Here is a 23,173-nt window from a genome sequence, read left to right on the forward strand (position 1 = left end):
GTTACCTACCTTTTTCGCTTGTACCCTGTCTGTCGGTCGCCAAACTAAGCAGGCAGGGCACTATTATTGCCGGAGCAAACGTTGCATAAACCATAACGGTCGCCTTCAACACCGCGGCAAAATCCTCCACGAAGTCCACCTCCTTTCTGAATTAGTTTTATGTTCAGCCCTCCTTTCCCCAAACAAGCAAATGCCTTCGCTGACTGCCCCCAATAAAGCAGAAAACTATTAACATCACCCTAGTTTTGTTAGGCTAATCGCTTTCAAGTAAATACTTGATATTTGGGGGGCAGCCGAAACCGGTGCTTTCTCCAATTTTTAATACTTTATTAAATAAATAATCAGTCATAACAGAGAAGGGCAAATCTTTGGGGCGAACCAATTTCCTCGTTTGCCACTCATGCTCTAAAACAAGCTCTGCATATCGTTCACATCCGGGGACAATATAGTTCACAGCATGTTTTTCTGTTATTTGCCTTTGACGCAGCTTCAACGATATATACTGCAACTGCTTCCAGATAAAATAATAAATCTCCTGTATTGAAAAATTTTCCAATATCTTACGAAAAACCATACGGCATCGCTTCTGTGGAGTATGATTTAGTCTCAGCTCTTTAAGTTGGAAAACTAGATATTGATAACATTCTTCAACAGCCAATTCCTTCCATAATGCGATAGCAGCGGCTACTTCCAATTCATCTGCAGAATCGGCGTCAAAAAAATCGGCATGGTGCATTTTTTCGACACAGGCGTTGACTTGCCCATCATAATCCACATTCAGAAGAAAATTTAATTTCTGCAAGTTGTATTCTACCAGGCTTTCCCCAGAATCCCATTCAAATGCATCGATCGGAGAGCTTAAACTAATTTTTATAAGCTGCGACTGCAATAAAGTTTCAATGATGTTCAAAGAGAACTGTTCGGTTGGGGCCAAAGGAGAAAGTTCATCTAAATCCTCAAGAGAGAGAATGACACTCGTATCGTCTGAAAGCATTGAATCACACACAGCGCCTAAAAATACCTTATCCCGAAATGCCAACTTCAAGAAATCCTTAACTCGTGCTTTCGTGGAATACTTTTCTGAAATCTTTGCTCTGCGCTGGGCAACTTTCTTTTCTCTCTTTTTGATGCAAGCTGGACAATTACACTTTGCATCAAAAGGCCTATGCGAACACTGTGGACAAAATAGTTTATCTCTGTCATAACCACAATAAATATCCCTAAAAGCCGCTTTTGAAAGATTTTCCGCGATAAGGTTACTTCCGCAGTATTCACACTGAAATCCATCGTCCGTAAACTCCATAGGCGGCAGTAGCGTATACAGCCTAGACGGAAATACTTGAAGAGAATAATCATCGAGAAGCCTCTGCACATTTTCGCCAGCATAATATCGTTTCACTAATTCCTTGACCTGTGATTCGTTCAAATGCAGTAAGTTTTTATATTTCATAAGTATGACTCCTTACAACTTTAGTTATGGCAATGTATGCTTTGTCAGCGAGATATTTTTTTATTGCCGCCACTTTAGTAGTTATTTGCCTGCATCTCTTAACAAGTTTCTGTCAGATTCCATAAGCGTCTCGGTCATATGAAGGAACTCCATTATCAATGTAATCGTCTAACTCGCCCAGCAGATACGACGAGATAGTGCGGAGAACCTCCGCAATCTTTTTTAATTTAATGCTGTCAGGTAAATATGCGCCTCTTTCCCAGTTGAATACACACGTTGCCATCATGCCGACCAGCTCGGCCAATTGTTTTTGTGTAATACCGTTTCGCATACGCTGTTCTCTTATTTTATCTGACAACATTGCCTGAAAAACCTTTTCGTTCTTTTCGTTCCTGGCACTTACCGAATTTCGGTAACTCTCTTATTTTCAGTACATCCCGAAAGTCAGACACTCTCCGATATTCGGTATATCTCCGTTTCTCGGTACGTTCCGAAATTCGGTACATTGTCATGCCTCATCAAAATCCCCATAACCCGGGAATGTTGTGTCAGTTACCCTTCCCCATGTAATTCCATTTCCTCGAAGCCCCTAATCTCATTTTCCTCATTCGAGCGGGTATCCTTATCGACCACATGCCTTTAATTTTCAACGAGAGCGCCATTTTTAGCTAGCAAACATGTATTTTTAGACCAATTTTCCGTATTTAACGAAACCGTGCCATTTTCGGTCGTTTTGGAGCGCTTTTCGGGAGCCGGAGGAAGTTGTGTCAGTATTCCCCTTTTTCCAGGGCGCGACAGATATACTCAATGAAATTGCTGGGAGTCCAGCGAAGGCCATACTTGACATACTTCAGCTGATCCATGATGTTCGGGTAATTATCTGCCGCCAACGCCCAGGTGAGAGTACACTTCCAGCCTTGAGATTCCGGTTCTTTGCCGAGAAGAAACGGGCTGCACCGGATAATGAACAATAAGACCACATACCATGCGAAGCCGACTTGAAGCCTTTCGGTCAATTTTTTTACAACTTGAAGCCTTTCGGTCGATTGGCCGGGAAACGCGATTCTGAACATGACCGAGACATACTCCGCGACCATCGAGTTATCCACATGAGTTATACACAAATTATCCACAAAATCAGAGATCTTAATATTTTTTTCTTTGAGATCTTTTAAGATCTTAATATCTTTAAGATCTTTGAGATCTCTGCTTTTCACCTCACGCAAAATTCCAATCAAATCACGCCTGAACTCAGTCGTATCAACGATTTTTCCTCTCTCTCCGAAATTCGGAGACTTACCGGATTCCGGTATATATTCGATTTTAAGAGACTCACCGATTCTCGGTACATCACCGACAAATCCAGTATTTGCAACGTTTTTCCCAATGTCTCCAAAATTCGGTATATCTCCGTTTTTCGGTACATCTCCGATTTTCGGTATATTATTGAAATTCGGATTATCTCCGTTTTTCAGAGAGTTACCGATTTTCGGAGACTCTCCAATTTCCGGTACATCATCGACAAATCCAGTGACTGCAACGCTTTTCTCACATGTCTCAATTTTCGGTATATCTCCGTTTTCCGGTATATTATCGAAATTCGGGTTGTTACCGTTTTTCGGATAGTTACCTAAATTCGGATATTCACCGATTTTCGGTACATCAGAGTTACCGATATTCGGTAACTCACCTGCATTCGTATACTCTCCGAAATTTGGTATATCTCCGATTTTCGGTATACCTTCCGCCCATCTCAAAACACGGTAGTGATTTTGCCTCGACTTGCCGTTTCGCGGAGCCTCCCAATCGAGCCAGTTCGCGCCACGCAACGTATTGATTGACGTGCTGACACTGCTCTTGGCGATATGCAGTGCGTCCGACAACTCACGTATGGAAAGATTATTCTTCCCCATAAGTACATTCGCATAGATAAGCAAATATACAAGGCGCTCAGAAATACCTACGTCTTTGGCGCATAAGGCATCAAGCGGCAACGGCACAAGCCGGCACGGACATTGCTCATGTGCCTCAACGGTCGGTGCCGGTAAGGCGGCTGAGACACCTTCATCCTTTAACCTGCTTCTGGCCTTCGCCCGCGCAACTGATTCCATTATTTTGCGCCGCTCATAATCGTCCTGCGTCTCGTTTTTACCCTCCAGCTCATGCGCCTCTATAGCCTGCTGTTCATCCACATTCGGCTTCTGCGCGACGTTGCCTAGGGCTACGCTCAAGACGTTTGACATACGCTGCGCTGCGTCGTCGTCAAAAGAAATCCTCTTCATCCTCACACGACCGCCCTATCACCGTCGATCCGCTTCAGCAACCGCTCCGCAACAACCTCAAACTCACCCAACAGCTTCCGATTGCTCTTCCGGCCTTCGGCGTCGCAGATAAATCCTTTATTGTGGCTCATACTCACTAAAGCAGCGGATTTATGTATAGTTCCTGCATATAGAGCCTGCTCTTTCAGTACACGCGCATAGTATGTATGAGCCATCTCGTTCTCACACATCCTATTGAGCACGATCCCCACAACATGCAGCCCAGTGTTCAATTCTTTGACTTCCGCCACTAAATTTATAAATACTGGAATAGCATCGACGCTCATCGGCTCCGGCGTCGTAGGGATAACCACATGACCGGCGGCCAGCAGCGCATTTAGAGTCAGCTTGCCAAGCGACGGAGGGCAATCGATAATAACGTAATCGAACTCCCCGCATGATGCGTCGATCCAGTATTTCAAGCGCCGTGTCGATTCGAACTCAAAAGAACCGCGCTCCCCTGCTGTGAGAGCGACATTGCTCGGTGCAACGGTCAAATTTACGTTTGAATCAATAGTGAACAAAAAAGAAGAATCATGCTTCACTACGCGCATCGGATGTGCCGCATCGAACAGCTTCGCTACAGAACGCTCATAGGGGACAACACCGTCAAAGAAAAAGCTCGTTGCCGAAGCCTGCGGGTCCCAATCTACAAGCAACGTCTTATAGCCCTTTACGGCAGAGAGATACCAGGCAAAATTGACGGCCAGCGTCGTCTTGCCGACGCCGCCCTTGCCCATGCTGAAAGCTATTGTTTTCATTGCATTTACCTTTCACCGGCGTAGTTTCCTTTGAGTTCATTTCCCCATGAAATCATCTCATAATAAGTGGATAAATCGGAGGCTGTACAATATATTCCAGTTTCTTTTTTCAAAATTGATTGTATTTCAGCCCATTCTTTTCCTTGACTTCTGGCATTTACAATCGTGTCGTAATATTTGCTTACCACTTTCAACATTCTAATGTTCAACATATTGCACCTCCATTAGACACTCTTCCAACGATAGAATTTATTTCGTGCAGACAGTTCACGTACTTCTACTTGGCCAGATTTCACCATGCGGTAGACACTACTTCTGCTCATCTGGTTGGTACTGCAAAATTCATTGATTTTCAGCCAGTCGTCAGTTGAAACTGTAGACATTTCCTTGATAGTCTGAGCAAACTCAGACAGCTTACTATCCATTAAATCGCTAATCTTTCCAATAAGCTCATCTGCCGGAATTACGATAAGTCCATCGCCGCCTTTTACTGCCATCTGCACTCACTTCTCCTTTCAGAACTTAGTCTGAACGTGGTTTACGGATAGGCTTTTCTTGCTCAAGTTTAGATTTAAGCAATAATGCCTCTTCATCAGATACCTGGAAATCGTTAGCTGAATACCCTGTCCGCTCGCATATTTTTTCGAGAATTCTAAAACTGGGCGACCGTAAACCAGTAATCAACGAAGCATAATAACTCTGTGAAATTCCAATATGTTTTGACGCTGCTACCTGCGTAAACTTGTTCTTTTTCTGCCAATTTCTCAAAAGTCCAAAGTTAAATGCCATATAATCACCTCAAAAAGAATATATCTCAAATAGAAGTATTTGTCTATTATTGAAATATTTATCTCAAGAAGAAGGTGGTTGCTTTTTCCTATAATTTGTATACTTTTGTTATGATGCGAATTGATTATTTTGGAAAATACATAAAAGAAATCCGTGGTAATATCCGACAAAAAGATTTTGCGGAATCTCTTGGCATTTCGCAAAATCATTTAAGCAATTTGGAGACAGGAAGAAGAGAACCTACAATTTCACTTTTGCTGCTAATTTTTCAGAAATATGGAGTAAGTCCTTCATATTGGTTTGAGGAAGAAACTCCATCCAAAGAAGGAGGCTGCACTTCGGTAGACAGCAATCTTAAAGCAATCGCCCAGCGTGCCAATGCCTTTGACGATTTGAAGTTCTCGGAAATTCATAGCATCATATCTCAGCTTTACGTTTATTTAGACACACGAAAAGAGCCATTGCCGCCGTCTGATAGAAGAATGCTCTCTGACATATTGGCCGCCTGCCAGCGTATTATGGATTGTCATGAGCACCCTAGACCAAGAGAGCAAGAAATCATAAAAGTGATTAACAACTAATATCGTTAAGGGGTAATGTTGCGGACTTAGCTTATAAAATTACAGAAAACTGTAATTTCGTACGGCATGTAATGGACATTTGCTTTTTTCTTGTATAAACCGTACAAAAAACCGTACAAAAAATTTTTTTAGTGAATCAAAAAACTACTGTCTAACACCACTCATGCAGCTTTAATTCAAATCCCACCCTCTCCGCCATTTTTATGCTCTTTTACCGGCTTAGCCTTGATTACGCGGCGAAGCCGGTTTTTTATTGATTTACGAACAAGGCCGAAGCGCTGGGGGAACGCCGTGCGCTTCGGCCTTGTTCGTTTATTTCTTCCGCGCGCCGCTACTGTATGTCGAGCGGCTCTTTGCGGCGCGGCGGCGCAAATTCGCGGTCGATCGCCGCGAGCTCCTCAGCGGTCAGCTCTATCGCGTCCGCGCCCGCGTTTTCCGCCGTGTGCTCGGGCGACGAGCTGCGCGGTATCGCTATGGCGTTTCCGCCGCGTATCGCCCAGGCCAGTAATATCTGCGCGACGGTCGCGCCGCGGCGGGCGGCTATGTCGTTCAGCACGCGCGAACGGAAGAGGCCGCGTCTCAGGCTTCCGCCCTGCGCGAGCGGGCAGTAGGCCATCAGCGCGACGCCGCGCTCCCTCATCTGCGGCAGAAGGCTGTACTCTATGCCGCGCGAGGCCGCGTGGTAGAGCACCTGGTTCACGAGGCAGCCGTCGCCGCCCTTCACGCGCCGGAGCTCCTCCATGTCGTCCGTGTCGAAATTCGAGACGCCCCAGCCGCGTATCAGGCCGTCGCGCTCAAGCTTCTCCATGCACTCGACAGTCTCCGCGAGCGGCACGCTTCCGCGCCAGTGCAGCAGATACAGGTCGAGGTAGTCCGTGCCGAGCCGTTGCAGGCTTTCTTCGCAGCTTCTGAAAATTCCGCGCCGCCCCGCGTTGTTCGGCAGCACCTTCGAGACGATGAAAAGCCTGCCGCGCTCCGTCCCCTTTATAGCTTCGCCGACGAGCCGCTCGCTGCGCCCGCCGCCGTACATTTCCGCCGTGTCGATGAGCGTCATGCCTTTTTCTATGCCCGTGCGCAGCGCCGCGATTTCGCGCGCTCGCCTGCCCGCGTCGTCTCCGAGGTACCACGTGCCGAGCCCGAGCGCCGGAACCTCAGCGCCGTTTTTCAGCCTTACGATGTGCTTCATTGCCTTTCCTTCGCTCCTTGCCGTTTCTCCGTAATTTTTACCGGAATTATATCACCGCACGAAAAGAGGCCGCGCGGCTCGTCCGTCCGCGCGGCCTCTGCCGCTTTCGCAGAATTGTCTTTTCAGCCGTTATTTCTGGAGCTCTTCGAGCTCTTTGACGCCGTCGATGAGCATCTGCTGCGTCACCTCGTACGGGTAGACGCGCACGTCGATGCCCTGGAGAGCCTTTTCGGTCGCGGCGTGGAGGTCGTCCGGCGTCACGTCGATGTCGGCGAGGCGCGTCGGCAGGCCGATGGATTTGTTGAAAGCGAGCACCTTGTCGCGTTCTTCGTACTGCTTGTCTACGGTGAGCATGACGAGGATGCCGTAGGAGACTATCTCTCCGTGCAGGTGGTGGTTCGCCTCGATCGCGGGCAGTATCGTGAAGCCGTTGTAGAGCGCGTGCGCCATGCCCGTCGTGTAGTCCACCTGAACGAAGTTCGAGACGAAGCCGGTCGATACGATTATCGCGAGAACGACCTCGGTGAGCTCTTCGCTCGCACGGTGCGCCTCGCAGTCGGTCATCGCCTGGCGTCCCCAGCGGATTACCGGCTCGGCGCACATTGTGCTGAGCGCTATGCCCATCGCGTCGGAGTGGAGCGGCGTGTCGTTGCGCGAGGATATGGTGCATTCGTAATGCTTCGCCATCGTGTCGCCCATTCCGGCCCAGAGGTATTTGACGGGCGCGTTCGCGATTATCTCCGTGTCGATGAAGATGTGGTTCGGCGGGATTTTCGAGAACGAATATTCGCGGAGGCTTCCGTCGGGATGATATACGATGCCGAGGCTCGTGCAGGCCGCGCAGGTCGAGGCTATCGTCGGGAAGGTGAAGAAGGGGCGCTTCGTGTCGTGAGCGAGCACCTTGCAGGTGTCTATGGCCTTGCCGCCCCCGACGGCGAAGATCATGTCGGCGTCCGCAGCCTTCGGACGCAGCATCTCTACGTTCTCAAGCGACGCCTCGCCGCCGTACCAATGGACGCCGGTGACTTCGAGCTTCGAGCCCTCTATAGCTTTGAGTATCTTGTCTTTCGCCGCGGCAAGCGCCTTTTCGCCGCCGATTATGACCACCTTTTTGCCGTACTGTTCGCATACGCCCGCTATGTCGTCGTAGGCGTCCGCGCCTACCGTGTAACCGGGGAACATCGTCCTGTGCATCTTAAATTTTGCTCCTTTCGATGATTCTTATGTTTTTTATAAAATTCGCGCCGTTCCGGCGTTTTTCGCTATTTCGCCGCGCGCGCGGGCTCCGTCGTTATTTCGCGGACTGGACGCTTCGCTTCGCCGTGCTCGGCGAACCAGCGGCGGTTCTTGTAAACTCCTACAGTCAGGAACGGGACGACGACGGCGGCGATCCCAAGGTATCCGCAGTAGCCGTAGCCGTATTTGATGATGTTGGTCAGCCCCATCATCGATATGGACATCGAGAGGATTATTATGAAGGCCGAGACTATCGCGCCGCGCAGGGGCGCGGACTTTATGCCGCCGAATATCGGATGGCTCTCGAAGCGTGCGACGAAGCCGAATATCGTCGTGACCGCCGTCGATATGAGGCAGAGCAGCAGACATACACCGTAGACGACGGTCAGCACGCTGATGTCCATGACGCCGCATATCGTGAGCGTCGGGATGACGCTGCCGCCCTCTATCGCGCTGTAGACGCTCTCCCACGAGAGCAGCATGAGGACGGAGAGGACGAGCGCCGCGGTGTTGAGGACGAACGATATCCACATGGATTTCGCGCAGTCCTCGCGCGTTTTCATTATAGTGCCGCATGCAACCATCGTCGGAAGCGTGACGCACTGGAAGCCAGCGTAGACGAAGGCGTTGAATACGGCCTCGGGCACGTCCGCGAAGCCCTTGCCGCCGAAGTCCGCAAGCATGACGGAGAGGACGGAATTATCGCTTTTGAATATGCCGACGGCGTATATCGTTATCGCGGTGACGAGTATCGCGAGCCCCATGTATGTCGAGGCCGCGCGCACGACGCCCGCGCCGAATATCGTCAGCAGCAGCACGAGAGCGCCGACCGAGACGACGCCGGCGTAGTAGTTGAGGCCGAAATAGGCCGTCAGCGCCGAGGCCGCGCCCGATATTGCCGCGGCGACCGCCATCAGCACCATGATGTAGAAGAAGAGCTCGAAGACCCAGACGAGCTTGTCGTAGGGATGATAGAGCGTTTCGAAGAGCTGCTTGTGGTTCGTGAGGCCGCGCGAGTTGTACATCACCATCGCCTGGCGCATCGTCAGCGTCAGCAGAAGCATCGCGAGCGCCGCGGAGAGCACGCCGGCCCAGCCTAGATAGACGTAGTAGGTGTTAGCCTGGTTGCCCGTAGCGAAGCCGCCGCCCGCGTGGGCCGAGAAGAGAACCGCGCCGACCGAGAAGGCGGCGAAGAACGACGCTTTTGCGGAATTTCCGTTTTTCATTACATTTTCCTCCTGCCAAATATATTCCGCTTGTCAGGAGGAACAAAAAAATCCTTTCGTCCCTCCTGCTCCGTGCAGAAGAGACGAAAGGATTAAACCTTCCGCGGTACCACTCTTCTTCGTCCCGAGAGGGACGCGCTCATCGGGGCACCATCATGCCCCAGCTCTGTTACGGGAGCGCCCGTCCGCGCTTACTTGGTTCGGCGCGGCTGCTGTTACAGCGAGTTCACAGCTTTCGCAGTCTTAATGCCTCGCACCGTCCGGCATCTCTCTGAAAGCGCGTCAGCCGCTACTACTCTGCGTCATCGCATTTCAAGCGTGAAGAAGAATAACAAACGAACGATAAACTGTCAAGAAAAATTTTATAGACGTTCATCAAAAATCCTTATGTGCGCCGGCACAGAAAAGCGCCGGAGGGCGGCCGCACCTCCGGCGCTTGCTCAGCGAATAAATCGAAAAGCTAGAGCTTCGAGAAGCCCGCGATGCGTTCGACGGGAAGCGCAAAGGCGACGGCCTTGGCCTCCGTCTCCGGGCCGGCCCTGTCGATTATCGAGCGGACTATCGCCTCTTCGGAATCCTTGCCAGTGACGATGTAGATCATCTCTTTCTCCTCGGCTATCGTAAGGCCGAAGAACTTCGCCATGCGGCCCGCGGTGCCCTTCGCGTGGATGACGGTACCGCCGCGCGCGCCGGCCTCCCTGGCCGCGTCCATGACCATATCCACGCAGCCCTTCTCAGCTATCGTAACTATCAGCGAATACCTCATTTCCTCCACCATCCTTCTGAAATCTTCACCGTCGCCGGCCTCCGGTTCGTAGCTCGCGTTCGACGCTCCCGCGATGGACTCGACGGGAAGCATCACGGCGACGCCCTCGTTCGGCGCGTCTATGCGCATCTCCGAGACGAGGCCGGACATTATATCGTTTGCGGTCTCCGAGGAGCAGAGCGCGCATATCACGTGGCGCTCCTTCCGCTCAAGCCCCCAGAGGTTCAGCATCTTCTTCTGCGCCGTACCCTCGCACAGATAGCTGTAAACGAGGTTCGCGCCGCGGCGGCGGAAGAACTCCGCGTAATCCTCGCTGTGCTCGCGCTGCACCACTGCCAGCACGAAATTCAGGCCGAACGTGGCCGATGCGCGTGAATCTGCGGCGTTCGTCATATCGCATTCTCCTTTTTCTTAACGGCGGACATTCCGCGCACGTATAGCAGACCGAGAAGCTGTATCGTAATCAGCGGCGTCATCGCGACCATAGCGACCACGCCGAAGGCGTCCTGCGTCACATTGCCGCCGACCGCCGTGCAGAGCCCCATCGCGAGCGGCATCAGGAACGTCGCCGTCATAGCGCCCGAGGCGACGCCGCCCGAGTCGAAGGCGATGGCTGTGAATATCGTCGGCACGAAGAAGCTCAGCACAAGCGCGAGCGCGTAGCCCGGCACGATGAGCCACAGAAGCGGCAGCCCCGTCAGTATGCGCAGCATGGCGAGGCCGACGGATATCGCGATGCCTATCGATAGGCTGACGCTGAGCGCCTTGCCCGGAATAGCCCCCGCCGTCACCTCGAGCACCTGCTTGCCGAGGACGTGGACCGCGGGCTCCGCCTGCACGATGAAGTAGCCGATGACCATGCCGAGCGGCACTATCACCCAGTTGTACTCAAGCGCGCCGATGAGCTGCCCCAGGTAGTTGCCGACCGGAAGGAAGCCCGCGTTGACCCCCGTCAGGAAGAGGACGAGGCCGATGTAAGTGTAGAAAATCCCTATCACTATCTGCATGAGCTCCGTACCGTGGAGCCTGAGCTTGAATATCTGAAAGGCGATGAAGAATACAATAATCGGCGCGAGCGCGAGCGCGACCTCATGGAAGAAATGCGGGAACTCCGAGGCGAAGAGCCGCCAGAGCTCGAGAGAGTCCGCGATCTCCGGCACGACGACCGGCGTGTAGTCGCTGCCGCCGCCGGGATAGAGCACGCCGAGAATCATGACCGCGAGTATCGGGCCGATCGAGCTTATCGCAACAAGGCCGAAGCTGTCGTTCTGCGCGTCGCTGTCGCTGCGTGACGACGCGACGCCGACGCCGAGCGCTATGATGAACGGAACCGTCATCGGCCCCGTCGTCACGCCGCCCGAGTCGAAGGCGACGCCTATGTAGTCCGCCGGCATGAAGAAGGCGAGCGCGATTATTATCGGATAGGTTACAAGCAGCAGCGTGCGCAGAGAAATTCCGAGGAAGATGCGCAGCATCGCGACGGCGAGGAAGATGCCGACGCCGAGCGCGACCGCGCCGATAATCACTGGGTTGGGGATGCTAGGCACCTGTCCCGCGAGCACCTGAAGGTCGGGCTCGGAGACGGTGACGAAGGTCCCGACCAGAAAGCTTATGAAAAGCGCGAACATGAGGCTGCGGCTCTTGGTTACGGCCGAGCCGATGTGGCTGCCTATCGGCGTCATCGCCATATCGACGCCTATAGTAAAGAGGCCGACGCCGACGACGAGCAGGATGGAGCCGAATACGAATGCGAGAAGCGCGCCCGCGGGAACGGGGATGAAAATGAAGCAGACGGCGAAGACTATCGCGACGACCGGCAGAGTCGACTTCAGCGACTCCGCGAGCTTCGCGGCCAGAATAGTATTGTCCAGTCCCCATTTCTTCAACATAGCGCAATTTTACGAAGCCTGCGGCAAATTATTACATTTCGACCCAACGCCTCGCTCTCCTTTCTCTTTCGGATTAAATGATAAACGTGGGAAATCGTCTATAATGTTCTGGGAAGTGGCGCGTCTGTGGGGATTCGAACCCCAGACCTTCGCCTCCGGAGGGCGGCACTCTATCCAGCTGAGCTACAGACGCGCATCCAAACCTTACGAAGTATAGCATATTATGAGGGGAGCCGCCACAGATTATGGACGAAACGTTTTTTATGCGCGAGGCGCTCGCCGAGGCGCGCGCGGCGATGCGCGGCGGGGAAATTCCGGTCGGCGCCGTCGTCGTGCGCGGCGGCGAGATAATCGGACGCGGGCGCAACGCGCGCGCCGCGCGCAGCTCGCCGCTCGCTCACGCCGAGATAGAGGCGATGCGCGACGCGGCGAAAAATATAAATTCGTGGCGCTTCGACGGCTGCGCGCTGTACGTGACACTCGAGCCGTGCGTCATGTGCGCGGGCGCGCTCGTGCAGTGCCGCATGGGAAGCATAGTATTCGGCGCGAAGGATCCGAAGGCCGGCGGCTGCGTCTCGCTCTACGCGATTCCGCGCGACCCGCGCATGTACCACCGCTGCCGCGTGACGGGCGGCCTGCTCGCCGAAGAGTGCGCGGCGCTGCTCACGGAGTTCTTCGCCGCAAAGCGCAGGAAAGCGTAAAAAAATTCTTCCGTGCATTCGGCGGCGCGTCCCAAGCACAAAGCCGCGGCCGCACACGCATGAAAAGCGCGAAAACGCCGCGCCGAGCTTTGACATAGCGCGGACAATAGGCTATAATGCTTCGCGTCCAGTGCGGAGAGGTGTCTGAGCGGTCGAAGGAGCTCGCCTGGAAAGTGAGTGAGGGGGTCAAACTCCTCCATGGGTTCAAATCCCATCCTCTCCGCCATTTTTATGCAGATACGACGAAAGCCCCGCTTTTTCGCGGGGCTTTTGCTTTTTGTAATCATAACAACCGGCTTAGCCGGTGTTTATGATTCGTGTCTAAACTTAGATTTTGCGAGGCAAGCGTTAAACAAGGTTATGCGATTCCAAGTTGCCGGTAACTTGCAGACACTCAGAAAAACGGCAGACCGTAGTCTACCGCGAACGCTCTAAAGCTGCGGGTGTTTGTGTTTTTGCCTGCGTCGCCGCCGATGCGACGTCGGTTATTGTAAGCGTCTTTCCAAGAGCTAAAAGCACCTTTTGCAGCGTGTCTATTTTCGGAACGCTCCGCCCCGACTCTATGCGCGCTATAACAGGCTGTTTTATTCCGGTCATTTCTCCAAGCTGCCGCTGCGATATGCCTTTTTCGTGCCGTGCGTTGATAATCGATGTCACGATGGACGCGCGGAAATGCGTGTCGGCGATTTCTTCAGGCGTGAAGTGTGAGCGTTCAAATTCATCATCCCATAGTAAAAAACCGTTTTTATAGGCCATTGTTATTCCCCCTCGCTGTTTCTGTCTATGAAGTCGTCAAGTTCTCGCTTGGCCTGCTCTATTTCCCGTTTGGGCGTTTTCTGCGTTTTCTTTACAAAGCTGTGAAGCAGAACAAAAGAATCGCCGAAGACCCCGGCAAATAGTATGCGGTCACGGATTGGGCGCAGTTCCCATATTTCGCCGTCTAAGTGCTTTGCGATATTTGCAGGCAATAGGGTGCCGCTTTCGGCCAACATAAAAATATATTCGTTGATTTTATTCAGCTTTATGCGGCTGTCTTTGTCCGTGCGGCTTTTTAGCTCTTCGATGTACTCTATAAGCTGGCTGTATCCGTCTCTATCTTCGTAAAAAATAATGTTGTGCATAGCCGCGTCCCCTTCTCATTCAATACGATAACTTATAAGTTATCGTATGTCAAATGAAATGTCTCGTTTCTAATAATTCGGTCTTTCCGAATTTTCTCCGACTATCCGGTAATCCAGAATAGCTGACCAAGCAGTTATCAAATATCTTCTGGGAACTTTTACACGCGTGAGTGAAGCGAGTTAGGCTTAGTTTTCTGGATGCTGATTACTATATACATACATGAAAGCCCCGCTTTTTCGCGGGGCTTTTGCTTTTCTTCGTAATTCTGCGCCGCCGCTATCTCTGTCCGTAGCGGCGCGACATGTCCTCCGATTCGTTTTTTATCTCTTCGGCTGTCAGCGGCACTCCGCCGCCGCGCAGCGCGGTGAGGAAATATATTTTTGCGAATATCTCTAGCATTTCGCATTTGAGCGCGGCTTCGGCGAGCGAGGCGCATGCGCAGAGCGCGCCGTGGTTTGCAAGCAGGACGCCGCAGCCGCAGCCAAGAGCCTGCGCGGCGCTGCGCGCGAGCTTTTCCGTGCCTATCGGCGCGTATTCGGCGCACGGCACGGGACCGCCGAAGAGCACGGCCTGATTGTCGGTCAGCGCGGGCATAGGCGCGCGCAGCGCCGCGGCGGCCGTCGCGTAGACAGAGTGCGTGTGTATGACGGCGTTCACGTCGGGGCGGCGGCGGTATATCTCCGCGTGCAGCTCGCGCTCCACCGACGGTTTGCGGAAGCCTTCAATCATTTCCCCGCCGAGGGAGAGCACGGGGAGGTCGTCGGGCGTCAGCGCGCCGTAGTCCATGCCGCTCGGCGTTATTATCATGCCGCGCGCGCAGCGGACGCTGAAGTTCCCGCCAGTCCCCTGCACGAGCCCCTTTGCGAGCATCGCTCGCGCCGTCTCTATTATTTCGCGTTTCGCCGCGTTTTCGTCCATTGCGCCGCCTCCTATGATTTTTTCGCCGCATCCGTCCGCGCTATCTTAAGCGTGAGCGGAAGCATCAGCAGGTTGATGAAAGCCATCGAGAGAAACACCGAGTTTATCGACATACCCGCCGCTATCATCGCGGACATGAGCGCCGCCGCGATGACCATGCCGAGCGAGTCTATTATGTTGAGCGAGGCTATCGTGCGCGCCATGTGCGTCTCGGGCGTGAGGTTCTGCATCATCGCGTACATCGGTATGCTGTAAAGGCCGCCGCTCGCCGCGATGAGGAACATCGACAAAATTATCAGCCACGAGCGCCCCGAGGAGAGGAACGCGCCGACGCCGGAGAGCGCGCCGCCGGATGCCTGCGACGGGCTGACGAGGTATAGCATAACGATGAAGACGCTTATCGCAATTAGGCTTCCAGGCACATATTTTCCGCTGACGCGCCCTCCCAGCAGCTTGTTGCAGAACGTAGCACCGAAGCCTATGCCGACGGTGAATACGACGAGGAAGAGCGTCGAGACCTGCTCGTCGCCGCCGACTATGTCCTTCGCGAACGACGGGAACTGCGCGAGGAATACCGAGCCGAGGAACCAGAACCAGCTTATGCCGATTATCGACATGAATACCGGGCGGTTGGGCACGGGGTAGGTGATAAGCCGCCACGTGGAGCGGAAGAGGTTGCGGTCGATTTTGAGCTCGGGCGACGAGGCGGGCAGCACGGGGATGAAGCGGCTCGCGATGTAGCCCGCCGCCGCGACGCCGACGATTCCCGCGGAAATGTAGTAGCGGCCGAGCGGCGACATGATGAAGAGGCCGCCGCAGAGCGTGCCGGTCAGTATCGCGACGTTCGTGCCCGCGTTGACGAGGCCGTTGCCAGCGACGAGCTCGTCCTCGCGCAGGAGCTGCGGCAGGACGCTGTACTTGAGCGGGCCGAAGAATGTAGACTGCGCCCCCATGAGGAAGAGCAGCGCGATGAGCCACCAGAGCTGCACGTAGTGGAAGGCCGCCGCGGTCAGCGCCATCAGGATTATTTCGACGAGCTTGATTATACGGATGAGCCGCGATTTTTCATATTTGTCGGAGATCTGCCCCGCGAGCGACGAGAAGAGGAAGAAGGGCAGAATGAAGAGCCCCGCCACGACCGTTATAAGCACCGGCGCGTTGAGGCCGTACTTCGCCGCGAGGTCGAAGGTTATGAGCGTGACGAGCGCGCTCTTGAAGAGGTTGTCGTTGAACGCGCCGAGGAACTGCGTCAGAAAGAGCGGCACGAAGCGGCGCGTAAGGAAGAGTTCAAACTGAGATTTTATGCCGGTTCACCTCGCTGTTATTTTTTCACTTCGTCGAGAGATATGCCGCGCGTGTGCTCCGTCTTGACCCATTTGCCCTGGTCCTTCGCCAGGAAGGCGGCGCGGAAGAGTATCGGAATCCACGTGAGGCCGAACCAGAAGTACGAGAGCGTGTACTTCACGTAGCGCAGCGTAAACCGGCGCTCGTGGAACGACGGCCCCGCTATAGCGCAGAGCAGGCAGAAGGCTATTATCGATACGACCGGCATCCCGAAGAAGAGCGCCCAGTCCACCATCGTGTGCGGCACGTCCGCAGACGGATAGAGCACCATGTTGTTGACGAGCGTGAAGGCCATGCCGCCGAGCATGACGACTATGCCGAGGCACGCCTTCGCCGGCGCCAGCAGATAGAGGAAGAGGTCGAGATATTGGAGGCGGCCCGTCGTGAAGAAGCTTTTCAGCGCGGGACGGCCGTAGTGCCAGAAGACCCAGTAGTGCCCCTGCATCCAGCGCGTGCGCTGACGCACGGAGATATGCATGTCCTGCGGCTTTTCGTCATAGATGACGGCGGCGTCGTTCCAATGCACGCGGCTGCCGGAAAGTATCAGCCGCGTCGACATTTCAAGGTCCTCGGTCAAACTCTGCAGGTTCCAGCCTATTCGCTCAAGCGTCGCCATGCGTATGACGAGCCCGGTGCCGCCGAGAGTGCACGAAAGCCCCCAAAGGCCGCGCGCGAGCTGCCAGAAGCGGTTCGTGAACCAGTAGGCCATCGCGTACGAACGCGTCAGCCAGTTGTCGTCCGGGTTCTTCACGTCGAGGACGCCCTGTATCGCCTCGGCGTCTGGGTGCAGCTCCATGTAGTTGTTCATAGCCATCAGGAAGTTGCGCTCAGCAAGGTTGTCGGCGTCGAACATCGTCAGCGCGTCGTAGTCGTCGAGCGGTATCTGCGTCAGCGCCCAGCGGACGTTCCACGTCTTTCCGTTGTGCTCGTCGTCGAAGCGTTCGAGCGCGACGGCCCCTTTCGACCGCGCCAGCGCGGCCGTGCCGTCCGTGCAGTTGTCGCACGATACGTAGACCTTGTAACAGTTCTTGGGATAGTTCTGCCCGGCGAGGCTGTCGAGCAGCGGCGAGAGCACCGCCTCTTCGTTATGCGCGGGTACGAGCACTGCGAAGCAGCGGTAACGTTTTGCAGGCGGCATTTTTTTCTGATTCCAGAAGCCGCGCAGGCTGACGATTATCTGATAGACGCCGTCGCACATCAGCGCGCCGAGCAGAGTGTAGAGTACGAACTGGATTATCCACCAGCCCCACCATATACACCAGTAAAAGAGTTCCGTTTTATCCATAAAAGCCCTCCGTCGCCGGTACGGCGTAATTTCAATGGTTTATCATACAACGCGCGGCAGAGGGAGGCAACAGCAGAAAGACGCGCTATTTTGCGCCGGAGGGGAAGCGCAGGCCGTATTCGAGGATTTTATCGCTCAGCGCAAGCTCCCGCGCGCACTCCTCGCTCGTTTCAAGAAACGGAAGATAGTCGCGCCGGCTTCCGTCCTTCAAATCGACCGCTGTGCGCTTCGCCGGCTCGACGAGAGTCCCGCCGCTCGCGTAGTCGCCGCTCCTGAAAACCACCGGCGATGACTGCGGCTCGGGCGCGAAAATGTTTCTTCCGAGGCCTGAGGCGAATTCCACGCCGAGCAGCGACGCGGCGGATGCCGGAATATCTATCTGTCCGAGCGCGCGCCCCTTCACGTACGGAAGTTTCAGGCCGCCCGGCACATGCGCCATGAACGGCACGCGGTTCACCTCGCGCCATTCGTATTCCTCATCCAGATCTTTTCCGATGAGTTTCGAGAGCGACGCGGAGTCCCATTTCGGTATCGCCGCGTGGTCTCCGTAGACGATTATTACGCTTTCGTCGAAGAGGCCGGAGCTTTTGAGGCCGTCTATGAATTTGCCGAACTCGCGGTCGAAATAATGGATGGCCGCGAGATAGCTGCGCAGTATCGTGCCTTCCGCCTCGCCGCCCTGATCGAACGCCGCGGCTTTCAGAAGCTCAGGAAAACCGAAAGGATAATGGCTCGACAATGTCACGAGGAACGCGTAGAAAGGCCGCTCCTGCGCTTCGAGCATCGCTAGCGACTGGTGGAAGAAGCTGCCGTCGCTGAGGCCGAGTCCGAAGACCTCGTCGACTTCGTAATCCTTTTTGCTGACGAAGCGCTCAAATCCGAGCGCGGGATACATGTGCGCGCGGTTCCAGAATCCCGCGCGGTCGCCGTGCATCGCGAGCGCCGCGTAGCCGCGGGCGCGCAGCAGCCGCGGCAGGGCGTCGTAGCTCCTGTCCGCGAAACGGACGTAGGCGACGCCGGAGCGGGCGGGATAGAGCCCGGCGTTCGCAAGGAACTCCGCGTCGGCGCTGTTGCCGAGGCCGGTCTGCACGTACAGATCCCCGGCAAAAGAGGCTTCACGCGCGAAGCGGTTGAGATTCGGCGTCACCTCGCGCCCGTTTACGCGCAGGCCGACGACGAAACTCTGGAGCGACTCGGCCTGTATCATTATAAGATTTTTCCCGCGCGCCGCGCCGAAGGCCGCAGGATACGGCGGCGCGAGATTTTTGCGGAAGGCCGCGAATTCTTCTTCGGCGGCTGAATATTCCTCCGCGCTCAGCTCGCCGCGGCCCAGACTCTCACGCGCGACGTTGCGCGCGTCGGCTATGTGGTAGGCCATCGCACCGACGTTGCAGCATACCGCCGGACGGTCCCACATCGCGGAGAGGGCGTTTGGCATACGTTTGTCGTAGCTGTAAATCATTGCCGCAAACAGGCAGAGCGAAAACGCGAGCACCGCGCACGAAGCGGCGGCCCGGCGCAGGTTCAGAGCTCCGAAAACATGCGCTGCGCGGGTCCTCGCCGCGAACAGGCAATATACGAAGAAAAGCGGAATGTCGCAGAAATAGAGCGCGTCGCGCGGCGAAAGCAGCGCGAGCACGGAGTCGGAAACGTCGTCGACCTGCGCGGAAAGCCCGAGGTTGTGCAGGGTGAAGAGGTCCGAGTAAAAGCGCATATGCAGGACGTCGGTTACGGCGAGCGCCGAAAAGGCGAGGTCAAGCGCTATCGCGCAGGCGAAACGCAGGCGGCGCGGCAGCAGCGAAAGCGCCGCCGCGAACGCAGCGCAGAGTGAGGCCGACAGCGCGTAGGCGAGAGGCGCGCGCGGCAGCCGTCCCCACACCTCGCATTCAAGTCCGAAAAATTTCAGAAAAACGGCGAGCCCCCAGAGCGCGAAGAAAATCAGCTCGCGCCGGTCGCCGCGCGCGGAACGGTAGCCCGATATGGAGTTTTCGAGATAGTTCATCCCCGCAGCCTGCCGTATATGTCGTTGAGCGCGCGCAGCGACGGCGCTTTATCGCGCAGCCGCGCGGCCTCGTCTTCTGTCAGCCGCCAGCCCCAGTTGCCCTTCGGCACCGACGGGCGGTTCATGCGGCACTCCGCGCCGAGGCCGAGAAGGTCCTGCGCGGGGACGACGGCGAGCTCCGCGGTCGAGGAGAGCGCCATGCGCGTCATTATCTCCGCCGCGTTTCCGGCGTCCACCTCGCGGCCCGTATAGAGCGCAAAATTCTCGCGCTCCTGCGCGGTCGCGCTGCCGCTCCACCAGCCCGCCGCGGTGTCGTTGTCGTGCGTGCCGGTGTATATAACACTGCGCGGCGCGACGTTGTGCGGCGCGTATGGATTTTCAGCTACTCGCCCTCCGAAGGCGAACATCAGCACCTTCATGCCGGGCAGGCCGAAGCGCGCCATCAGCTCGCGCACGTCGTCCGTGATGATGCCGAGGTCCTCCGCGACGAGCGGCAGCTCCCCGCCGCCGCATTCCTCGCGGCGGAAGGCTTCGAGCATCTCTCCGCCAAGCGCCGGAAGCCAACGCCCATCCTTCGCCGTCTCGCACTCCGCGGGAATCTCCCAGAACGCAGAGAGGCCGCGGAAATGGTCTATCCTCGCGACGGCGCAGTATTTCAAAATATGGCGCAGACGTGAACGCCACCATGCGAAGCCGTCGCGGCGCATCTCCTCCCATCTGTAAAGCGGATTGCCCCAACGCTGCCCAGTCTCGCTGAAATAGTCCGGCGGCACGCCCGCGACGCAGCGCGGCCTGCCGTCCGGCTCGAGGTCGAAAAGCCCGCGCGCGGCCCAGACGTCGGCTCCGTCCCACGCGACATAGATCGGCGCGTCGCCCATCAGCTCGACGCCGAGCTCCGCGCAGTAGGCGGAAAGCGCGCCGAGCTGGCGGAAGAATACGAACTGCGTAAATTCTATAAACGAGAGCTCCTCCGCGCACTCAGCCTCGAAGCGCGCAAGCGCCGCTTCGTCGCGGGCCGCGAGCTCCGCGGGCCAGTCCGCCCAGCAGCGTTCGCCGTTTTTCTTTTTCAGCAGGGAATAGAGCGCGTAGTCGCGCAGCCAGTAATTTTCTTCCGCGCGGAATTTTTCAAATTCATCGGTCATCTGACGATACCAACCGCTTTTGAAGCGCGCGAAGGCGAGCGCGCAGAGCCGCGCGCGTATCTCCGACGCGGCTGCGAAGTCTGCGGCGCGCCCGGAAGGAACGGCGCAGCCGTCGAGCTCCGCCTTCGTCGCGAGGCCGTCCTCGAAGAGCAGCTCGGGGCTGACGAGCGACGGATTTCCTGCGAAGGCCGAAGGGCTGCTGTAAGGCGAGTGGCCAAAGACGGGAAGCACCGGCGTGAGCGGAAGCAGCTGCCACAAGGAGAAGCCGGCCTCTTTGAGAAACTCCGCGAACCTCCTCGCGCCCGTTCCGAAATCGCCCGCGCCGTAAAGGCCGGGCAGAGAGGTGACGTGCAGCAAAACCCCGCTTCTTCTACCGATAGACAAAACTCAACGCCTCCGAGCATAAATATCCAAAAACCGCTATATTATAAAGCAAAAGCGCGGACGATGCGCCCGCGCCGTGAAAATTCGGGAAAAATTAAAGGCCCGGAACGCGCCGGGCCTTTTCGTTTCTTTCTATTCGTCCTCGGGCTTCAGCACGACGCAGCCGAGCGGCGGAAGCGTCAGCTCGGCCGAGTAGGGCCGCCCATGGAACTCCTCCGTCTCGGCCTCGACGCGCCCCATGTTGCCGACGCCGGAGCCGCCGTAGACCTCTGCGTCGCTGTTCAGGACCTCGCGCCAGCCGCCGCCGCAGGGCAGGCCGACGCGGTAGCCCATGCGCACGACGGGCGTGAAGTTCGCGACGAGTGCGAGCGTGCGCCCCTCGCCGTCGCGACGTATGAACGATACGACGCTCGAATCCCTGTCCGAGCAGTCGATCCATTCAAAACCCTTGGGCGAAGCGTCGAGCTTCCAGAGCTCGGGGCTCTCGCGATAGAAGCGGCATACGTCTGCGAACCAGCGCGCTATTCCCGCGTGGCGCGGGTCGTTCAGCTCGTGCCAGTCGAGGCTCTGGTCGTGGTTCCACTCACGGCTCTGCCCGAACTCGCCTCCCATAAAGACGAGTTTCTTGCCGGGATGGCAGAACATCCAGCCGAAGGCGAGGCGCAGGTTCGCCGCCTTCTGCCACGGGTCGCCGGGCATCTTTTCGAGCAGCGAGCATTTGCCGTAGACGACCTCGTCGTGCGAGAAGGGCAGCACGAAGTTCTCGGCGTAGGCGTACCACATGCCGAAGGTCAGCTTGTCGTGGCAGTATTTGCGGAATATCGGGTCTTTGGACATATATGAGAGGAAATCGTTCATCCAGCCCATGTTCCATTTATAGCCGAAGCCGAGGCCGCCGAGCCACGCGGGCTTCGTCACCATCGGCCACGAGGTGGACTCCTCCGCCGTCGTCATTATGCCGGGGTGCTCGTCGTAGAGCGATATGTTGAGCTCCTTGAGGAAGTCTATCGCCTCGCAGTTTTCCTTGCCGCCGTACTTGTTCGGCACCCATTCGCCGTCGCGGCGCGAATAGTCGAGGTAGAGCATTGAGGCGACGGCGTCGACGCGCAGGCCGTCCGCGTGGTAGCGCTCGAGCCAGAAGTTCGCCGACGAGACTAGGAAGCTGCGCACCTCGTTGCGCCCGTAGTTGAATATCGCGCTCTTCCAGTCGGGGTGGAAGCCCTGGCGCGGGTCGTTGTGCTCGTAGAGCGCCGTGCCGTCGAAGCGCGCGAGGCCGTGCGCGTCCATCGGGAAGTGCGACGGGACCCAGTCGAGTATCACGCCTATGCCCTCGCGGTGCAGCGCGTCGACGAGCGCCATGAAATCCTCGGGCGAGCCGTAGCGCGAGGTCGGCGCGAAATATCCCGTCGTCTGATAGCCCCACGAGCCGTAGAACGGATGCTCCATGACCGGCATGAATTCGACGTGCGTGAAGCCCTCGTCCTTCAGGTAACGCGGCAGCTCCTCGGCGAGGCCGCGCCAGCCGAGCATCGTGTTTCCGTCGCCGCGCCGCCACGAGCCTGCGTGCAGCTCGTATATCGCCTGCGGCGCGTCGGGCGAGTTCTTCGCCGCGCGGCCCGCCATCCACTCCGCGTCGCCCCATTTGTACGACGGCGCGCCGCAGACCACCGCGGCGGTCGCGGGCGGCGTCTCGCAGAAGAAGGCGAGCGGGTCGCACTTTTCGAGAACCGCGCCCGTCTCCGTAGTTATCGCGTATTTATAAATTTCTCCCGCTCCGACGCCGGGGATGAAGCCCTCCCAAATTCCGGAGGAATCCCAGCGCGGCGCGAGCCTGTGGCTGTCTTTGTTCCACGAGTTGAAATTTCCGATGACCGATACGCCTCTAGCGCAGGGAGCCCAGACCGCGAAGAGCGTGCCGCTCTCCCCTTCGTGCTCCACGACGTGCGCCCCGAGGAAGGTGTAGATGCGGCGGTGCGTCCCTTCGCGGAAAAGATAAATATCGTTGTCGGTGGCCAGCGTCGGCCCGTATATCATCTCTCTCATAAACATCGCCTCCGTCTCTGTTTATGT

Annotated in this window: 23 protein-coding genes, 2 tRNA genes and 1 other annotated feature; of the genes, 3 read left to right on the plus strand and 22 right to left on the minus strand. The window is 56.1% G+C overall.

Going from position 1 to position 23,173, the window contains the following annotated elements:
• Position 1 precedes the first annotated feature (1 nt).
• From ABGT66_RS09730 to ABGT66_RS09765, 8 genes are all read right to left on the minus strand, one after another.
• Complete coding sequence (locus ABGT66_RS09730; protein WP_346690399.1) at positions 2-130, minus strand: hypothetical protein; 129 nt, start codon at positions 128-130, stop codon at positions 2-4.
• Between the two features lie 123 nt (positions 131-253).
• Positions 254-1,450, minus strand: a complete 1,197-nt coding sequence (locus tag ABGT66_RS09735; protein WP_346690400.1) for a hypothetical protein — start codon at positions 1,448-1,450, stop codon at positions 254-256.
• Positions 1,451-1,562: 112 nt separating this feature from the next.
• Positions 1,563-1,811: a helix-turn-helix transcriptional regulator gene (locus ABGT66_RS09740; protein ID WP_346690401.1), complete on the minus strand. Its 249-nt coding sequence runs from the start codon at positions 1,809-1,811 to the stop codon at positions 1,563-1,565.
• A 406-nt stretch (positions 1,812-2,217) separates the two neighbouring features.
• Positions 2,218-3,732, minus strand: a complete 1,515-nt coding sequence (locus ABGT66_RS09745) for a helix-turn-helix domain-containing protein (protein WP_346690402.1) — start codon at positions 3,730-3,732, stop codon at positions 2,218-2,220.
• 2 nt (positions 3,733-3,734) lie between these two features.
• The gene (locus tag ABGT66_RS09750) at positions 3,735-4,532 is read right to left on the minus strand and encodes a ParA family protein (RefSeq protein ID WP_346690403.1); all 798 of its coding nucleotides are present in this window, start codon (positions 4,530-4,532) and stop codon (positions 3,735-3,737) included.
• 5 nt (positions 4,533-4,537) lie between these two features.
• Positions 4,538-4,744 (minus strand): hypothetical protein, encoded by a 207-nt coding sequence (locus ABGT66_RS09755; RefSeq protein WP_346690404.1) that lies wholly within the window; start codon positions 4,742-4,744, stop codon positions 4,538-4,540.
• Between the two features lie 12 nt (positions 4,745-4,756).
• Complete coding sequence (locus ABGT66_RS09760) at positions 4,757-5,029, minus strand: hypothetical protein (protein ID WP_346690405.1); 273 nt, start codon at positions 5,027-5,029, stop codon at positions 4,757-4,759.
• Positions 5,030-5,054: 25 nt separating this feature from the next.
• Entirely contained in the window at positions 5,055-5,321 is a 267-nt protein-coding gene (locus tag ABGT66_RS09765; protein WP_346690406.1) for a helix-turn-helix transcriptional regulator, read from the minus strand.
• A 110-nt stretch (positions 5,322-5,431) separates the two neighbouring features.
• On the opposite strand from ABGT66_RS09765, the gene ABGT66_RS09770 reads away from it, so the two are divergent.
• Positions 5,432-5,902, plus strand: coding sequence for a helix-turn-helix transcriptional regulator (locus ABGT66_RS09770; RefSeq protein WP_346690407.1), 471 nt, complete (start codon positions 5,432-5,434; stop codon positions 5,900-5,902).
• Positions 5,903-6,233: 331 nt separating this feature from the next.
• Here ABGT66_RS09770 and ABGT66_RS09775 read toward each other — a convergent pair whose 3' ends face one another.
• From ABGT66_RS09775 to ABGT66_RS09800, 6 genes are all read right to left on the minus strand, one after another.
• Entirely contained in the window at positions 6,234-7,088 is an 855-nt protein-coding gene (locus ABGT66_RS09775; RefSeq protein ID WP_346690408.1) for an aldo/keto reductase, read from the minus strand.
• A 129-nt stretch (positions 7,089-7,217) separates the two neighbouring features.
• Positions 7,218-8,282, minus strand: coding sequence for an iron-containing alcohol dehydrogenase family protein (locus ABGT66_RS09780; RefSeq protein WP_346690409.1), 1,065 nt, complete (start codon positions 8,280-8,282; stop codon positions 7,218-7,220).
• Between the two features lie 68 nt (positions 8,283-8,350).
• On the minus strand, positions 8,351-9,550 hold the full coding sequence (locus ABGT66_RS09785; RefSeq protein ID WP_346690410.1) for a hypothetical protein: 1,200 nt from the start codon (positions 9,548-9,550) through the stop codon (positions 8,351-8,353).
• A 76-nt stretch (positions 9,551-9,626) separates the two neighbouring features.
• Positions 9,627-9,865, minus strand: a binding site (T-box leader).
• 145 nt (positions 9,866-10,010) lie between these two features.
• Positions 10,011-10,709: a hypothetical protein gene (locus tag ABGT66_RS09790; protein WP_346690411.1), complete on the minus strand. Its 699-nt coding sequence runs from the start codon at positions 10,707-10,709 to the stop codon at positions 10,011-10,013.
• Entirely contained in the window at positions 10,706-12,205 is a 1,500-nt protein-coding gene (locus ABGT66_RS09795; protein WP_346690412.1) for a DUF1538 domain-containing protein, read from the minus strand. The genes ABGT66_RS09790 and ABGT66_RS09795 overlap by 4 nt, the downstream gene beginning before the upstream one ends.
• 116 nt (positions 12,206-12,321) lie before the next feature.
• Positions 12,322-12,398, minus strand: a tRNA-Arg gene (locus tag ABGT66_RS09800).
• Positions 12,399-12,450: 52 nt separating this feature from the next.
• Between ABGT66_RS09800 and tadA the strand changes: the two genes are divergently transcribed.
• Positions 12,451-12,906, plus strand: coding sequence for a tRNA adenosine(34) deaminase TadA (tadA, locus tag ABGT66_RS09805; RefSeq protein ID WP_346690413.1), 456 nt, complete (start codon positions 12,451-12,453; stop codon positions 12,904-12,906).
• 134 nt (positions 12,907-13,040) lie between these two features.
• Positions 13,041-13,132 (plus strand) — tRNA-Ser (locus ABGT66_RS09810).
• A gap of 191 nt (positions 13,133-13,323) precedes the next feature.
• Here ABGT66_RS09810 and ABGT66_RS09815 read toward each other — a convergent pair.
• From ABGT66_RS09815 to glgB, 8 genes are all read right to left on the minus strand, one after another.
• Positions 13,324-13,662 (minus strand): helix-turn-helix transcriptional regulator, encoded by a 339-nt coding sequence (locus ABGT66_RS09815; RefSeq protein ID WP_346690414.1) that lies wholly within the window; start codon positions 13,660-13,662, stop codon positions 13,324-13,326.
• Between the two features lie 2 nt (positions 13,663-13,664).
• Positions 13,665-14,027, minus strand: coding sequence for a type II toxin-antitoxin system RelE/ParE family toxin (locus ABGT66_RS09820; RefSeq protein WP_294195221.1), 363 nt, complete (start codon positions 14,025-14,027; stop codon positions 13,665-13,667).
• A 277-nt stretch (positions 14,028-14,304) separates the two neighbouring features.
• Positions 14,305-14,946, minus strand: a complete 642-nt coding sequence (locus ABGT66_RS09825) for a class II aldolase/adducin family protein (protein WP_346690415.1) — start codon at positions 14,944-14,946, stop codon at positions 14,305-14,307.
• Between the two features lie 11 nt (positions 14,947-14,957).
• Positions 14,958-16,211: an MFS transporter gene (locus ABGT66_RS09830; protein WP_346690416.1), complete on the minus strand. Its 1,254-nt coding sequence runs from the start codon at positions 16,209-16,211 to the stop codon at positions 14,958-14,960.
• A gap of 56 nt (positions 16,212-16,267) precedes the next feature.
• Positions 16,268-17,575: a glycosyltransferase family 2 protein gene (locus ABGT66_RS09835; RefSeq protein WP_346690417.1), complete on the minus strand. Its 1,308-nt coding sequence runs from the start codon at positions 17,573-17,575 to the stop codon at positions 16,268-16,270.
• A gap of 85 nt (positions 17,576-17,660) precedes the next feature.
• Positions 17,661-19,577, minus strand: a complete 1,917-nt coding sequence (locus tag ABGT66_RS09840; protein ID WP_346690418.1) for an LTA synthase family protein — start codon at positions 19,575-19,577, stop codon at positions 17,661-17,663.
• Complete coding sequence (gene malQ / locus ABGT66_RS09845) at positions 19,574-21,103, minus strand: 4-alpha-glucanotransferase (RefSeq protein WP_346690419.1); 1,530 nt, start codon at positions 21,101-21,103, stop codon at positions 19,574-19,576. Before malQ ends, ABGT66_RS09840 begins: the two co-directional genes overlap by 4 nt.
• 132 nt (positions 21,104-21,235) lie before the next feature.
• Positions 21,236-23,146 carry a 1,4-alpha-glucan branching protein GlgB gene (gene glgB / locus ABGT66_RS09850; protein WP_346690420.1) on the minus strand — a complete coding sequence of 637 codons (1,911 nt, stop codon included), beginning with the start codon at positions 23,144-23,146 and terminating at the stop codon, positions 21,236-21,238.
• Positions 23,147-23,173 lie beyond the last annotated feature (27 nt).

Source organism: uncultured Cloacibacillus sp., from assembly GCF_963926575.1.
GTDB classification, from domain to species: domain Bacteria; phylum Synergistota; class Synergistia; order Synergistales; family Synergistaceae; genus Caccocola; species Caccocola faecigallinarum.